Genomic DNA, 14952 nt, shown 5'->3' on the forward strand with positions numbered 1-14952 from the left:
CCCTGGAGCGTCTGTTGGTCGGGGAGCCGGGATTTGAACCCGGGACCTCTTCGTCCCGAACGAAGCGCGCTACCGAGCTGCGCTACTCCCCGATGTTGGCACAACCATTCAATTATAGGGCTACCGCCGCGCCCGGCGCTACGGGCGCGTCAGTCGCCCGAGGGCCTCGGCTGCGGCTGCCCCTGCGGGCGGCGGCGCCCACGGCTGGGGCGGACGCGGGGCAGGGCGTCGCCCGTCCGCGGCATGACCATGACCTTGCGGTCCTCGCCCTCGCCGACGCTCTGCGTGACGACGCGGGGGTGGTCCGTGAGGGCGACGTGGATGGCGCGGCGCTCGGAGGCGGACATGGGTTCGAGCGTGAAGGCGCGGCCGGAGCCGGCGACGCGCTCGGCGACGCGCAGGGCGAGGCCCTTGAGCACCTGCGTCCGCCGGTGGCGGTACTGCTCGACGTCCAGCATGACGCGGCCCTCCTGCTGGTCCGGGTTGCGGCTCAGGAGCAGGTTCATCATGAACTGCATGACGCGCAGCGTCTCGCCCCGCCGGCCGATGAGGAGGCCGGAGTCATCGCCGGTGATCTCGATGAGCTGCGTGTCCGGCGAGTCGGCGGGCGGCTTGGAGATGGTGGACACGGCGCTGACGCCCATGGCGCGCAGCAGGTCGTCCACTATCGCCTTGGCGGACTGCACGAGCCCGCCGTCCTCAAGAAGGGTCGCACGGACCCGGGCCGGCTCCGATCCGAAGCCGAAGATGCCGGCCTTACCGTGGCTGAGAACCTCGATTTCGGCCTCTTCGCGTCTTGCGTCGAGTTGCTTTAGAGCCAGCTCGATTGCCTCTTCGACTGTCTTGCCGTTCGCTTCCACCTTCTCCATTGCTTGACAGCTCCTCCGTCGATTGGGTCCCGCCGTCCGCGCCCGCCGCGGCCAGGGCCGGCGCTCCGGCATCCCTTGGCTGCAGCTGCGATGGCCGGAGGCCGCCCCAACCCGTGGTTACGTATTGAATGGCGACGCCCATGATGTTGGACGCCAGCCAGTAGAGCGCCAGTCCGCTGGGAAAACTGAAGGTCAGGAACACAAAGAGCAGCGGCATCATCCACAGCATCATCTGCTGAGTCTGCGCCTGCTTGGGGTCCTGGCTGGGGTAGGTCATCATCTTCTGCTGGACCCACATGGACGCGCCCACCAGCAGCGGCATGACGGGCAGCGTGTCCGGCACCGCCAGGTCCAGCCAGAGGAAGGTGCTGTCGACGGGCACGGCGCTGTGCACTACCGGCAGCCAGCCGTAGAGCAGCCCGGACAGGTCGACCAGGTTCTCCGGGCTGGAGGGCAGCACGCGAATGAGCGCCCAGTAGAGGCCGATCCAGATGGGGAACTGGATGACCAGCGGCCCCAGGCAGCCGATGGGGTTTACCCCGTGCTCTTTGTAGAGCTTGAACGTCTCCGACGAGAGCTTCTGCCGGTCGTTCTTGTACTTGGCCTGCAGCTCCTTCATCTTGGGCTGCAGAGTGGACATGGCGCGCGTGGACTTGATCTGCTTGAGGGTGAGCTGCATCGTCGCGGCCCGGATGAGCACCGTGAAGACGATGATGCTCAGGCCGAAGTTGTTGAAGAGAGCAAGGTAGAGCAGCACCAGGCTGTTCGCCATGGGCCGCATCAAGATCTCTCGAAACAGGTCGCCAAGCAGTTCCACTGGCTGTTCCCCTAATTCTGCGTCGGGTACGTCCAGAGCTCGCGGCGCTGGCCGGTGTGCAGCGCGTGCACCACGCCGTCGGTGTCGATCAGGTAGACCACCTCGCCGCGGCTGGCGAGTTCGGCGCGCACCTGCTCGCCGACGCCGATCGACCACTCCTCGATCCCGTCGACGCGGCTGAACTGGTGCACGATTTTCTCCGTCGTCGCGACGACCACGGAGCGCTCCAGCACCTGGGGGGCGGCGACAATTGGCCCGCTGGCCTCGGCGGGGACCGACCAGAGCCGGTTGCCGGAGGCGTCGAGGGCGTACAGGCTGCCCGCCAGCGTGGCGGCATAGATGACGCCGTTGTCGTGCACGGGCGACGCCCAGAACCAGCCGTCGCCCTCGAAGCGCCACCGCTCCTCGCCGCTCTCGGCGTTCAGCGCGTACAGCGTGCGGTCGAGCGCGCCGACGTAGAGGGTGCCGTTCAGGACGAGCGGGCTGCCGACGACTGCGCCGTCCAGCGATACGCTCCACCGCTCCTTCCCGTCGGCCAGGCTGACGGCGTAGACCGTGTGCCCAAGGGTCCCGAAATAGAGCGTGCCGTTGTCCACGGTGGCGCGTGACCAGATCTTGTCGTCGGCCTGGAATGGCGCCCACGTTCTGCCCGGCAGCGCAGCCGGGTCCTCCGGCAGCGCGATGGCATGGAGGCTGCCGTCGGTGGTGCCGACCACGAGGGAGTTGCCCGCCACCGCGGGCGAGCCCACGATGCGGCCCGGCAGGATGGTTGACCAGTTCTGGATGCCGGTCTCGGCGTTCAGCGCGAAGACGTTGGCACCGACGTTGTCATCTTCCTGGGGGTCCTCATAGGTGACGACGAAGATGCTCTCCCGCCCGGACCCGGATGCTCCGTCGTATGCGCCCAGCGCCGGCGAGCTGTAGACGGGACCGATGCCGTCCTCATTGGTGGCCGGGAAGGGGTTGTACAGCAGTGCGGGGCGGCCTCCCGTGCCCTCGGCGTCCCCGGCGATGTTCAGGGCGTAGACGCGGCCGTCGCCGGAGGTCACGTAGAGGGCGTCGCCGTCAACGGCCAGGCCGGCCCAGCCCTTCGCGTCGAACCGGTCGATCCCGCACCCGCCGAGCATAGCGAGCAGTGAGACGAGCAGGACCGGAACCCACCAATGTCCAGGCTTAACAGACGGCGTCACTGACGGATGTCCTCTTCCGGGCGCACTCTGGCAGCCCACGTAGTCATCGGTTTTCCATGCCCTGCGCTTGCGGCGCTTCGCGGGCGTGAGGGACGGGGTCGTAGCCGCTGCCGCCCCACGGAGTGCAGCGGACGATGCGGCGCAGCGCGAGCCCGCCGCCCCGGAGCGTGCCGTGCAATTCGATGGCCTCACAGGTGTACTCAGAGCACGTCGGCAGGTAGCGGCACCGGGCGCCCAACACGGGTGAAACGAGTCTCTGGTAGAACCGGACCAGCGCGAGGGTCAGCCCCTTCACCTGTCCTCCCCTTGTTCAGCCGGCGCGCTGCATACTTTGGCGCGCCGCAACAGTCCAATCACGTCGGCGCGGAGCCCCGCGTACGGGGCCTCTGCGGCCGAGGGCCGCGCCACCACGACCACGTCGTAGCCGGGCGCGACGTTGGCCCCGCGGATGATCTCCCGGAGCCGCCGCTTGACCCGATTGCGCACCACCGCGTTGCCGACCGCCTTGCTGGCGGACAATCCGCAGCGGTACGCGTCCGTCCCATTGGGAAATGTTCTGATGGTTACGTGCTTCCCGGCCCACCTGCGCCCATGCGCAAACACGGCGTCAAAGCTGGCCTTCTTCGTGAGGCGGTGTTGGCGCGGCAGCATGGTCGCCGTGACGCATGGTGCGTCCGAAGGGCACCCGGGGCCTAGCCCGCCAGCCGCACGCGGCCCTTGAGCCGGCGGCGCTTCAGCACCATCCGTCCCTCTCGAGAGCGCATGCGCACCCTGAAGCCGTGGGTGTTCTTACGGTACCGGGTCTTGGGTTGGAGCGTCCGCTTTGGCATTGTTTCACCGCACCTGACCGCCTCTTGCCGACCCCGACGGGCGCGAAGGAGGCGTCACTACATTTGCATATTGCGGGGAAAGTATAACATCGCTGGTGTGTTGCGTCACTATGGGGAGCGATGGCAATGCACAGCTACCGCCCCAATGACAGCACCGTCAGCACGGTCGCCAGGCCGAGGACGGCGGCGGCCTGCAGCGGCCTGTCGCTCAGGAACATCTCCTCCGGCGTCTCGCCCGCCATGCCGTCGCGGTAGAGGAGGCGGAGGTAGCGGTAGAGGCCGAAGGCGGCGAAGGGGATCGTGAGGGCCATCGCCATGTTTCCGGGCAGGCCGGACGCCGTCAGCGTGTAGATGACGTAGGCGGCGAGCAACCCCGCGGCGCTGGCGTAGATTAGGGCGTCCAACAACTTCAAGCTGTACGCGCCCAGGACCGCCCGCTGCTGCTCCGCGCCGCCCGCAGCCGCGGTCACCAGCTCGCCCCGGCGCTTGCCCAGCACGATCATCATCGCGCCGAGGCCCGTCACGGCGTACAGCCACGGCGAGATGGGCACATTAATGACCACTGCCCCCGCGACGGCCCGCAGCACGTAGACGCTGCTCAGCGCCAGGACGTCGACCACGGGCACGCGCTTCAGGAGCGCAGAGTACCCCAGCGTCAGCCCGAGGTACGCCAGGGCCGTGACGCCGAACCACGGCTGCAGCAGGAACGACAGCCCGATCCCCACGACGAACAAGACCGCCGCCGCAACGGACGCCGATCGAGCGGAGAGAAGGCCGGCGGCGATGGGCCGGTCACGCTTGCGCGGGTGGAGCCGGTCGCGGGGGGCGTCGAGCAGGTCGTTGACGAGGTAGGTCGCGCTGGCGACAAGGCACCAGAGGAGGAAGGCGGCGGTCGCAAGGGCGAACAACTCAAGGCCCTCGCGCCACTGGGCGAACTCCCACCGCTGATTGAGGGAGAAGACGAAGGCGAAGTAAATGATGCCGTTCTTGGCCCACTGCCGGGGCCGCATGGCCCGCAGCAGACTGCCAAGGAGCACAGTTCCCCCTTTCCCATGCAGCGGCATGTGCCGCATCATAGGAAGTGAAGCGGGGCATCGTCAACGGCGCGGCGTGTGTGTCCAACGGCCTTCTCGCGCTCAATGCCCGGACCAAGGCGGATTGCGGAACATGACCACAAAGCGCAGGCGCATCGACGTGCTGATGGTGGAGCGGGGGCTCGCGCCGACGCGGGAGAAGGCGCAGGCCCTCCTGATGGCGGGCAGCGTCACCGTCGATGGGCGTACCATCACCAAGCCGGGCTCGACGGTGCCGGCTGAGGCCCAGGTGGACGTGCGGGCGCCGCTACAGTACGTCGGCCGGGGCGGCGACAAGATGGCCGGCGCGCTCGACGCCCTGGGCCTCGACCCGGCGGGGGCCGTCGTCCTCGACGTCGGCGCGTCGACGGGCGGGTTCACGGACTGCCTGCTCCAGCGCGGGGCCGCGCGCGTCTACGCCGTCGACGTGGGGCGCGGGCAGTTGGCGCACAAGCTGCGGCAGGACCCGCGAGTCACCACGCAGGAGGGCGTCAACGCGCGCAACCCCTTCCCGCTGCCGGAGCCCGTCGACATGGCCGTCGCCGACGTCTCCTTCATCTCGCTGCGGCTGGTGGTGCCGCAGATGGCCGCGCACCTGCGGCCCGGCGGGCGCATGCTCGTGCTGGTAAAGCCGCAGTTTGAGGCGGAACGGTCGGCGGTCGGCCGCGGCGGCATCGTCCGCGAGCCGAAGACGCACGCGGCAGTCGTCGGCGGCTTCGTGCAATGGGCCATCGGGGAGGGGCACAGGCTGCGGGGCATCGTGCCCTCCCCCATCACCGGCACGGACGGCAACCGCGAGTTTTTTGTGCTGCTGGAGGTTGTTTGAGCTTCGGGCCGCGCCCGGGGAAACAGGCCGCGCCCTCCGCGGGGGAAGCCTAAAGGAGGCGCATGATGGAGGACGACAAGATCATCCTGACCGGCATGGTGTTCTACGGCTGCCACGGGGTGAGGGATGAGGAGCAACGGCTGGGTCGGCGATTCATCGTCGACATCGAGATTGAGACGGACACGCGGGAGGGGGGCCGGCGCGACGACATCACCCACGCGGTCAACTACGCCGCCGTGTTCGCCACCGCCCGCGACGTGGTCGAGGGCGCGCCGAGGCGGCTGATCGAGGCCGTCGCTGAGAGCGTCGCCGGGCGGCTACTGGAGGAGCAGCCGGTGCGCGGGGTGCGGGTGACCAAGCCCTCGCCACCCATACCCGGGGCCGTCCTCAGCGGGGCCGGGAGGTATACCGGCGCGGGTGAGGGCGTCGAAATCCGCGCGAAACCGCCCTTGACGACGTGAAAATGACTGCGGTATAGTTGATTCAACCTTCCAAAGGACAGGGAATGCAGGGCAGCGCATAGTACGCAACCCAAGGCGGAATCCTCAGGCGGCGGCCGGGGGAAGCCCCCCGAGCGCCGTCTTTGTGTCTCTACCCTGGACCACCGGAAGACTGCACGTTACCAACTGAAGAGCAAGCAAAGTGCAAGTAAGGGAGCAGCATCGAGCCTTGTAGTGGGGAAGGTGCGAAGGGCTCACGGAGGATGCCTAGGCGCTTGGAGCCGATGAAGGGCGTGGCCAGACGACGATATGCCCGGGTGAGTGGTCAAGCACGCTAAGCCCGGGATGCCCGAATGGGGAAACCCGGCAGGGTGTTTAAGCCCTGTCATCTCTGGGGAAGGGCCCAGAGAGGGGAACCGGGGGAACTGAAACATCTCAGTACCCTGAGGAAAAGGAAGCAACCGCGATACCCCAAGTAGCGGCGAGCGAACGGGGTGTCGCCCAAACCGCATGGACCTAACGGCCTGAGAGCTTATGTCTGTGCGGGGTTGTGGGGCACTCTTGGGACGGTCTCAGACGTCCCAGGGCGCAGGGGTTCGGTCAGCCGAAAGACCCTGGAATGGGCTGCCAGAGACGGTGATAGCCCGGTAGGTGAAGGCTGGACCCCGGCCCGGAGTGTTCCCGAGTACCACGGGGCACGAGGAATCCCGTGGGAAGCTGGGGGGACCACCCTCCAAGGCGAAATACTCCAGGCGACCGATAGTGAACCAGTACCGTGAGGGAAAGGTGAAAAGCACCCCGAAAGGGGGGTAAAAAGACCTGAAACCGTGAGCCTACAGACAGTCAGAGCCCTTCTTAGGAAGGGTGATGGCGTGCTTATTGAAGAATGATCCGGGGAGTTTTTAGGAGCGGCAAGGTTAAGAGAACGCAATCTCGGAGCCGTAGGGAAACCGAGTCTGAATAGGGCGTAGAGTCGCTTTTAAAAGACCCGAAACCGAGCGACCTACCCTTGGCCAGGGTGAAGGTTCACTAACCTGAACTGGAAGCCCGAACCCGTGATCGGGGCAAAGATCTGGGATGAGCTGAGGGTAGCGGTGAAATGCCAATCGAGCTCGGAGATAGCTGGTTCTCCCCGAAATGCCTTTAGGGGCAGCCCTGCGATTAGGCTGCCGGAGGTAGGGCTCTGGATGGGTTAGGGGGCGCGAGCTTACCGACCCCAACCAAACCCCCAATGCCGGTAGACCATGCGCAGGAGTGAGACGGTGAAGGATAAGCTCCATCGTCGAGAGGGCAACAGCCCAGACCGCCGGCTAAGGCCCCTAAGTGCGGACTCAGTGTGCAAGGATGTGGAGTTCCCCAGACAGCCGGGAGGTTGGCTTAGAAGCAGCCATCCTTCAAAGAGTGCGTAATAGCTCACCGGTCGAGGGGTTCTGCGCCGACAATGTCACGGGGCTAAGTCCGCCGCCGAAGCCGCGGACTCGGTCATATGACCGAGTGGTAGGGGAGCGTCCCCGTCAGCGCTGAAGTTCAGACGGCAAGTCTGGGTGGAGCGGCGGGGGGGGAGAATCCCGGGATGAGTAGCGCCAACCCTGGTGAAAACCCAGGGCGCCGAAAGCCCAAGGTTTCCTACGGAACGTCAGACGGCGTAGGGTAAGTCGGGACCTAAGCCAAAGCCGCAAGGCGTAGGCGATGGACAGCTGGTCAACATTCCAGCACCGCCCAGACCTCGTTGATCTACGGGGGGACGGGGAAGGCTAGGGGGAGCGCCCCCATCGGACATGGGGCGTGGGCCCGTGTAGGTCTATGACCGCCGGAGGCAAATCCCCGGCGCGAGACGGAGGCGGAGCCCAAATGCCTGGCTACGGCCAAGCAAATTCCTCTGACGCCAGGCCTCCAAGAAAAGCCTCGTAAGGAGACGTCTGGGCGCCCGTACCGCAAACCGCCACAGGTGGGCTGGGGTAAGCACCCCAAGGCGTCCGAGCGAACCTCCGCTAAGGAACTCGGCAAAAGAGCCCCGTAACTTTGGGATAAGGGGCGCCCGCTGGCGTGTAGAGACACGCTCTCGAAGCGTCGGTGGGCCGCAGCGCAGCATCTCTGGCGACTGTTTACCAAAAACCTAGGTCTCTGCTAAGGGGAAACCCTACGTATAGAGACTGACGCCTGCCCAGTGCCGGAAGGTTAAAGGGAGAGGTGAGAGCTTTGAACTGAAGCCCCGGTGAACGGCGGCCGTAACTCTAACGGTCCTAAGGTAGCGAAATCCCTTGTCGGGTAAGTTCCGACCCGCATGAATGGCGGAACGACTGGAGAACTGTCTCAGCGGAGGGCTCGGTGAAATTGCAAGGCCTGTGAAGATGCGGGCGACCCGCGGCGGGACAAAAAGACCCCGTGGAGCTTTACTGCACCCTGGCACCGGACTGGGGTCCGGGATGTGTAGGATAGGTGGGAGACTGGGAAGCTTCGGCGTCAGCCGGAGTGGAGTCGTTGGTGAAATACCACCCTTCCCTGATTTTGGCCCTCACCTCGGCACCCACCGAGGGACGCTGCCAGGCGGGTAGTTTGACTGGGGCGGTCGCCTCCTAAAAGGTAACGGAGGCGCCCCAAGGTCCCCTCAGGACGGATGGCCATCGTCCGGCGCGTGTATGGGCAGAAGGGGGCTTGACTGCGAGGGAAACACCCCAAGCAGGGGCGAAAGCCGGGCCAAGTGATCCCACGGTACCGAGTGGAAGGGCCGTGGCTTAACGGATAAAAGCTACCCCGGGGATAACAGGCTGATCTTGCCCAAGAGTTCCTATCGACGGCAAGGTTTGGCACCTCGATGTCGACTCATCCCATCCTGGGGCTGAAGAAGGTCCCAAGGGTCGGGCTGTTCGCCCGTTAAAGGGGTACGTGAGTTGGGTTCAGAACGTCGTGAGACAGTTCGGTCTCTATCTGCCGTGGGCGTAGGAGGCTTGCGGGGACCCCTCCCTAGTACGAGAGGACCGGGAGGGACGGCCCTCTGGTGTGCCGGTGGTCCTGCCAAGGGCGTAGCCGGGTAGCCATGGCCGGCCAGGAGAAGCGCTGAAAGCATCTAAGCGCGAAACCTTCCCCAAGACGAGGCCTCCCATTCCAACTCGGAAGTAAGGCCGCAGGTAGACCACCTGCTTAGAGGACGGAGGTGCAAGGCAGGCAACTGCTTCAGCTGACCGTTCCTCATCGGCCGAGGCCTTCCCCACTCCAAGGCTCGGGGCTCCTCCCCGATTGCATGACCTTGCTCTTCTTCCGTCCCGCCCTCCCGGCGGGACGCCGCGTGCAGCACGTGAAGCATTCCCCGGGTGACTAGAGCGAGGTGGAACCACCCGTTCCCATTCCGAACACGGAAGTGAAACGCCTCAGCGCCAACGATACTGCCCTCGGGAGGGGGTGGGAAAATCGGCCGTTGCCCGGGGGCTTCTTTTTTTGCCCCTCGCCGTCCCCGCCCCGGTGCGGCCATTGCCGCAGGGCGCGCGCCGGACTCACGGCCAGCACACACCAGGAGGCAAAGCACATGGAGCAGGCATTCGAGACCAAGCGGGTCGAGGCGCAGCACATCCTGACCATCCGCGCAACGACCACGGCCGACAAGCTCCCGGAGCTGCTGGGCGCCCATTTCGGCGAGGTCTACGCGCACATCCAGCAGAACGGGCAGCAGCCCTCCGGCATGCCCTTCTCCCGCTACTTCGCGATGGAGGGGGCCACCGTCGACTTCGAGTGCGGCATGCCCGTCGCTGCGCCCATCGCGGGCGCGGGCCGCGTCCAGGCTGGCGAGCTGCCCGCCTGCACCGCCGCCACCGTCACCCACATGGGCCCCTACGATGACCTGCCGAAGTCGTGGAACGCTCTCCTGTCGTGGATGGGGTCGCAGGGGATCGAGCCCGCCGGCCCGCCCTGGGAGGTCTACGTCACCGACCCCGGCGCCGAGCCCGACCAATCGAAGTGGCGCACAGACATCTTCTTCCCCGTGCGCTGAGGGACAGGCGCATCAACCCCGCTTCGCGCCCTGGACGTCAGCCCGTGCAGCTACGGCCCCGGAGTCCTCCCCTGCCGCCCGTGCATGGAACGGGAGTGACCTTGCGCGCGTCCTTGTAACCGAACGAGGCGCTCAGTTCCGCTTGACGCGGTGGACAGACGGCTTTTCAAAGCCGTGAAAGCCCCCAAGTCAAGGCAATCACACAAGCTGTTTGACCTTTACACGCTCTATTGCTTGAAGCTACAATGGGGGCGTCTCGTATTCGAGCAGCGGCAGGTATTGACCGTGGTCTCGTCTCCACATGAACAGACCCCAGAAACCATGACCATGGGTGAGCTCTTGGAGCTGGAGGGCGGTTGGAAAGACCTCCGGCGGGGAGAGGTTGTTGAGGGCGTGGTCATGCGCGTTGACCAAGAGGGCATCCTGGTCAACGTGGGCGGCAAATCTGAAGGCATAATCCCCACCCGGGAAGCCCGAAGCCTTACTCCCGATGCTCTCGCGGCCCTGGAGGTCGGCGCGCCGCTGATTGCGTATGTGCTCCGCACCGAGGGGGAAGAGGGCACCGCCCTCCTGTCCCTGGACCGCGCCCGCAGCGAGCAGGGCTGGGTCATTCTTGAAAAAGCCATGGAGTCCGGCGATCTGGTGGAAGGAGTCATCATTGAGCACAACCGCGGGGGCGCCGTAGTGCTGGTGGAGGGTGTGCAGGCCTTCGTCCCTCTATCCCACCTCCTGCCCGCCACTCGCGACCAGCGACAGCAGGCGGAGGCCGGCGGCACAGTGACGCCCGGCCAGCCGCAGGAATACAAGGTCCTCGAGGTGGACCGCAGGCGCCGGCGCGCCATCCTCTCGGAGCGGCTCGCATGGCAGAGCGCGCGGGACGCGCAGAAGACCCGGCTGTTGCAGGAGTTGGTGGAGGGAGAGACCCGCACGGGCAAGGTCAGCGGCATCTCCAAGTTCGGCGTCTTCGTCGACCTTGGCGGCGCCGACGGGCTCATCCACACCTCGGAACTCGCGTGGCAGCCGGTCGCGGACCCGGAGCAGATCGTCAAGGTGGGGGACGAGGTCAACGTCCTGGTGCTGCGGGTGGACCAGGAGCGGCAGCGGATATCCCTCAGCCTCCGCCGGCTCAATCCGGAGCCGTGGGACTGGGTGACGGAGAACTTTCAGCCGGGTCAAATCGTTAACGGTACAATAACAAGGTTGACAAGTTTCGGCGCATTTGCTCAGATTGAAGAGGGTATTGAAGGCCTCATTCACATCTCTGAGCTCAGCGCCAGGCACATTGAACATCCCAAAGAAGCAGTGCATGAAGGTGAGGTTCTTGAGCTCAAGATCCTGAACGTCGACCCGGAACGGCACCGATTGGCACTCAGCAGAAGGCGAGCGCTGGAGGAGATCTAGGTTTTCCAAGGCGCGTTCGCCCTTTTACAGTTTCTGGTGACCAGCCCAGGCAAAACGGGTTTGGGGGTAGGCCATGGCAAGCAGGTTTGAGAAGTTCTCGGAACGGGCACGCAGGGTTCTCTCTCTATCTCAGGAAGAGGCGCTCCGATTCAACCACAACTATATCGGCACGGAGCACATCCTCCTCGGTCTGGTGCGGGAGACGGAGGGTGTCGCCGCCCGCGTCCTCAGCAACCTGGGGATTGAGCTCAGCAAGGTGCGCTCTGCCGTGGAGTTCATCATCGGCCGGGGCGAGAAGCCCGTTTCCGGCGAGAACATCGGCCTCACGCCGCGCGCCAAGCGCGTCATCGAGCTCGCCGTGGACGAGGCCCGGCGCATGAGCCACCACTACATCGGCACGGAGCACCTGCTCATCGGCCTCATGCGTGAGGGCGAGGGCGTCGCCGCCGGCGTGCTCGAGAGCCTGGGCGTCACCCTGGACAAGGTCCGCGCGGAGACGCAGCGGCTCCTGAGCCAGAGCATCTCCCCCGGGCAGCAACAGGGCCGCGGCAGCAGCGCAAGCTCCACCCGCACCCCCATCCTCGACCAGTTGGGCGTGGACCTCACGGCCCTCTCCCGCAACAACAAGCTGGACCCGGTCTGGGGCCGCCAGAAGGAGCTGCAGCGCGCCGTCCAGATCCTCTCGCGCCGCACCAAGAACAACCCGGTCCTCATGGGCGAGCCCGGCGTCGGCAAGACCGCAATCGTCGAGGCCCTGGCGCAGAGGATCATCTCCAACGACGTGCCGGACACCCTGAACGGCAAGCGCCTCGTCACCCTCGACATGGGGGCGCTGGTCGCCGGCACCAAGTACCGCGGCGAGTTCGAGGAGCGCCTCAAGAAGGTGCTGGAGGAGATCAAGACTGCCGGCAACTGCATCCTGTTCATCGACGAGATGCACACCCTCGTGGGCGCCGGCGCCGCCGAGGGCGCCGTCGACGCCGCCAACATCCTGAAGCCCTCCCTGGCTCGCGGCGAGATCCGCGTCATCGGCGCCACGACCCTGGACGACTACCGCAAGTACGTCGAGCGCGACCCCGCCCTCGAACGCCGCTTCCAGCCCGTCCTCGTGGAGGAGCCCTCCGAGGAGGACACCACCGAGATCCTCCGCCACGTCAAGGGCCGCTACGAGGAGCACCACAACCTGACCATCAGCGACGAGGCCCTCACCACCGCCTCCAGGCTCGCCGCCCGCTTCATCCCCGACCGCTTCCTCCCGGACAAGGCCATCGACCTCATCGACGAGGCCGCTTCCCGCGTCCGCATCCGCCACAGCACCATGCCCCTCTCCGTCAAGGAAGCCATGAAGGTGCTCGAGAACGTCCGCAGCGAGAAGGAAGAGGCCCTCTCCGACCAGCAGTACGAGTACGCCGCCGAGCTCCGCGAGCGTGAGCTCAGCCTCGCCGGCAAGGTCGAGAGCCTTGAGGGCGAGTGGCAGGAGACCAAGGAGAACGAAAACCCCGTCGTCACCCCGGACGACATCGCCGAGGTCGTCGGCATGTGGACGGGCATCCCCGTCACGCGCCTGCAGACGGCCGAGACCGAGCGGCTGCTCCACATGGAGCAGCACCTGCACGACCGCATCATCGGCCAGGACGAGGCCATTGTCGCCGTCTCCAAGGCCGTCCGCCGCGCCCGCTCCGGCCTCAAGGACCCCCGCCGCCCTGTCGGCGTCTTCACCTTCCTCGGCCCCACGGGCGTCGGCAAGACCGAACTGGCCAGGGCCCTCTCCGAGTTCCTCTTCGGCTCCGACGACTCCCTGACGCGGCTCGACATGTCGGAGTTCATGGAGCGCCACACCGTCGCGCGCCTCGTCGGCGCCCCTCCCGGCTACATCGGCTACGACGACGGCGGCCAGCTCACCGAGGCCATCCGCCGCAAGCCGCACTCGGTCATCCTTCTGGACGAGATCGAGAAGGCGCACCCCGACGTCTACAACATCCTGCTGCAGATCTTCGACGACGGCCACCTGACCGACGCAAAGGGCCGCAAGGTTGACTTCCGCAACGCCGTCATCATCATGACCAGCAACCTGGGCTCGGACCTCATCAAGCGCGACACCCGCCTGGGCTTCGCGTCCAAGCAGAACGACGGCCGCGCCTTTGAGCAGGACTACGTCCGCATGCGGGACAAGGTCATGGAAGAGGTGAAGCGGTTCTTCCGGCCCGAGTTCCTGAACCGCATCGACGCCTCCGTCGTCTTCCACGCGCTGGAGCAGGAGCACATCGTCCAAATCGTGGACCTGATGCTCAAGCAGGTGCGCCACGAGGTCAAGGACGCCGAAATGGACATGGACGCCACCATCGCCGCCAAGGAGAAGCTCGCGGAAGAGGGCTACGACCCCCACCTCGGCGCCCGGCCCCTGCGCCGCGTCATCCAGAGCAAGGTCGAGGACAAGCTCTCCGAGGAGATCCTCGCCGGCAAGTACGTCCCCGGCGACACCATCCTCCTCGACCTCGACGAGGACGGCGAGATCGTCACCCGCCTCAGCCTGGAGGCCGCGGAACCGACGGAGCCGGCGGAGCCCGCGCCCGCCGCCTAGCCGCAACAAGCGACGCAAGAGAAGAGGCCGGACTGGCAGCACAGTCCGGCCTCTCTTTTCCACTGCTCCATCTGTGTGCTGGAATGGCGCCATCAGCCGGTGACACCGCGGCGCGCATATCCAACAAGCAGTGTCATTCTTGGCAAACGGAAGGCACTCTTATGGCGACAATAGGCTGGAAGAAGAGGCCGACTACAAGCATCGGCGGAAACTCATTGACTCACACTATCGCGCATATGTGCAGAAGCATCCCAGCAAATGGCTCGGTCTAACCATTGGCGATGTGTGGGTATTGGCCGACTCCCTGAAAGCCCTCGTGGAGAAGCTGGGCGCCCAAGGGCTGCCCCGGACCGATGTCGTTATACGCTACTTGAACCCCGACCCTGTCAAGCTGGTCCTCTAATCTATGCCCCGCGGGTGGTTTCCATCGACTGAGCAGGATTTCGCCGGGCATCCTTTTGTAGAGGGCATTGTTCACCTCCCCCGTTTTGGCCTTATGCGGCGCGTAGGTTTCCTGGTAGACATCGGTTGCGGTGTGACAACCCTCCACCCAGCGGATACGGTGTCTATGGGTCTAGATCTCAGCGCCTTGTCGCTGAGCGGGTTAGTGTTTGGAATAAGCAGTCAAGAAGAATATAGTGAGACTGCGGATCTTTCTTTCCTGCATGGAACGCAGGTCGTCACGTACCGTTTGCGCATAGACACTGCGCCGCCACTCGACCACAACCGCTGGCTCCCCTCGCTCCTCGGCATGGACGTCATCCGGCGCTGGCGCATGGTGTGCGACGTCCACGACGACGAACTGTCGTTTGACGTGCACCACGCCGATGATGTACGGGAATTAGGGACGACGTCCTGAGGAGAGGTCGTGTACGGGGTTGGTACGCCCCTACCGCCCCCGTCGCCGCCGCTCCGCGGGGGGCCGTCCCGTGTCCGGCAC

13 protein-coding genes, 1 tRNA gene and 2 rRNA genes are annotated in these 14952 nt (G+C 65.7%); 8 read left to right on the forward strand and 8 right to left on the reverse strand.

Annotation, left to right across the window (positions count from 1 at the left end; all coding sequences use genetic code 11):
* Positions 1-15: 15 nt before the first annotated feature.
* The 8 genes from OXC99_02510 to OXC99_02545 form a co-directional block, all read right to left on the reverse strand.
* Positions 16-92: transfer RNA gene (locus tag OXC99_02510), tRNA-Pro, on the reverse strand.
* A 57-nt stretch (positions 93-149) separates the two neighbouring features.
* Positions 150-869, reverse strand: coding sequence for a protein jag (locus OXC99_02515; protein ID MCY4623865.1), 720 nt, complete (start codon positions 867-869; stop codon positions 150-152).
* Entirely contained in the window at positions 757-1686 is a 930-nt protein-coding gene (locus tag OXC99_02520; protein ID MCY4623866.1) for a YidC/Oxa1 family membrane protein insertase, read from the reverse strand. The genes OXC99_02515 and OXC99_02520 overlap by 113 nt, the downstream gene beginning before the upstream one ends.
* A gap of 11 nt (positions 1687-1697) precedes the next feature.
* Positions 1698-2813, reverse strand: a complete 1116-nt coding sequence (locus tag OXC99_02525) for a PQQ-binding-like beta-propeller repeat protein (GenBank protein ID MCY4623867.1) — start codon at positions 2811-2813, stop codon at positions 1698-1700.
* 106 nt (positions 2814-2919) lie between these two features.
* Complete coding sequence (yidD, locus tag OXC99_02530; protein ID MCY4623868.1) at positions 2920-3171, reverse strand: membrane protein insertion efficiency factor YidD; 252 nt, start codon at positions 3169-3171, stop codon at positions 2920-2922.
* Positions 3168-3527: a ribonuclease P protein component gene (gene rnpA / locus OXC99_02535; protein MCY4623869.1), complete on the reverse strand. Its 360-nt coding sequence runs from the start codon at positions 3525-3527 to the stop codon at positions 3168-3170. Before rnpA ends, yidD begins: the two co-directional genes overlap by 4 nt.
* A 41-nt stretch (positions 3528-3568) precedes the next feature.
* Positions 3569-3706: a 50S ribosomal protein L34 gene (gene rpmH / locus OXC99_02540; GenBank protein ID MCY4623870.1), complete on the reverse strand. Its 138-nt coding sequence runs from the start codon at positions 3704-3706 to the stop codon at positions 3569-3571.
* Positions 3707-3840: 134 nt separating this feature from the next.
* Positions 3841-4743 carry a UbiA family prenyltransferase gene (locus OXC99_02545; protein MCY4623871.1) on the reverse strand — a complete coding sequence of 301 codons (903 nt, stop codon included), beginning with the start codon at positions 4741-4743 and terminating at the stop codon, positions 3841-3843.
* Positions 4744-4873: 130 nt separating this feature from the next.
* On the opposite strand from OXC99_02545, the gene OXC99_02550 reads away from it, so the two are divergent.
* The 8 genes from OXC99_02550 (at position 4874) to OXC99_02585 (ending at position 14871) form a co-directional block, all read left to right on the forward strand.
* Entirely contained in the window at positions 4874-5605 is a 732-nt protein-coding gene (locus OXC99_02550) for a TlyA family RNA methyltransferase (GenBank protein MCY4623872.1), read from the forward strand.
* A 65-nt stretch (positions 5606-5670) separates the two neighbouring features.
* Positions 5671-6066, forward strand: a complete 396-nt coding sequence (folB, locus tag OXC99_02555; protein MCY4623873.1) for a dihydroneopterin aldolase — start codon at positions 5671-5673, stop codon at positions 6064-6066.
* 215 nt (positions 6067-6281) lie between these two features.
* Positions 6282-9257 (forward strand): 23S ribosomal RNA (locus OXC99_02560).
* A gap of 95 nt (positions 9258-9352) precedes the next feature.
* Positions 9353-9469, forward strand: a 5S ribosomal RNA gene (rrf, locus tag OXC99_02565).
* 99 nt (positions 9470-9568) lie between these two features.
* Positions 9569-10030 (forward strand): GyrI-like domain-containing protein, encoded by a 462-nt coding sequence (locus OXC99_02570; GenBank protein ID MCY4623874.1) that lies wholly within the window; start codon positions 9569-9571, stop codon positions 10028-10030.
* Between the two features lie 321 nt (positions 10031-10351).
* A complete protein-coding gene (locus OXC99_02575; GenBank protein MCY4623875.1) occupies positions 10352-11431 on the forward strand; it encodes a S1 RNA-binding domain-containing protein in 1080 nt (359 codons plus the stop codon).
* Positions 11432-11504: 73 nt separating this feature from the next.
* On the forward strand, positions 11505-14012 hold the full coding sequence (locus OXC99_02580) for an ATP-dependent Clp protease ATP-binding subunit (GenBank protein ID MCY4623876.1): 2508 nt from the start codon (positions 11505-11507) through the stop codon (positions 14010-14012).
* Between the two features lie 691 nt (positions 14013-14703).
* Positions 14704-14871, forward strand: coding sequence for a hypothetical protein (locus OXC99_02585; GenBank protein ID MCY4623877.1), 168 nt, complete (start codon positions 14704-14706; stop codon positions 14869-14871).
* Positions 14872-14952: the final 81 nt, after the last annotated feature.

This window comes from Chloroflexota bacterium, assembly GCA_026713825.1.
Classification (GTDB): domain Bacteria; phylum Chloroflexota; class Dehalococcoidia; order Lucifugimonadales; family UBA1127; genus UBA1127.

Bases quoted from the DNA above. Each gene is read 5' to 3' on its own strand.
- OXC99_02515 (MCY4623865.1), bottom strand. From the start codon at position 869: ATGGAGAAGGTGGAAGCGAACGGCAAGACAGTCGAAGAGGCAATCGAG.
- OXC99_02525 (MCY4623867.1), bottom strand. From the start codon at position 2,813: ATGCTCGGCGGGTGCGGGATCGACCGGTTCGACGCGAAGGGCTGGGCC.
- rnpA (MCY4623869.1), bottom strand. From the start codon at position 3,527: ATGCTGCCGCGCCAACACCGCCTCACGAAGAAGGCCAGCTTTGACGCC.
- rpmH (MCY4623870.1), bottom strand. From the start codon at position 3,706: ATGCCAAAGCGGACGCTCCAACCCAAGACCCGGTACCGTAAGAACACC.
- OXC99_02550 (MCY4623872.1), top strand. From the start codon at position 4,874: ATGACCACAAAGCGCAGGCGCATCGACGTGCTGATGGTGGAGCGGGGG.
- folB (MCY4623873.1), top strand. From the start codon at position 5,671: ATGGAGGACGACAAGATCATCCTGACCGGCATGGTGTTCTACGGCTGC.
- OXC99_02570 (MCY4623874.1), top strand. From the start codon at position 9,569: ATGGAGCAGGCATTCGAGACCAAGCGGGTCGAGGCGCAGCACATCCTG.
- OXC99_02575 (MCY4623875.1), top strand. From the start codon at position 10,352: ATGACCATGGGTGAGCTCTTGGAGCTGGAGGGCGGTTGGAAAGACCTC.
- OXC99_02580 (MCY4623876.1), top strand. From the start codon at position 11,505: ATGGCAAGCAGGTTTGAGAAGTTCTCGGAACGGGCACGCAGGGTTCTC.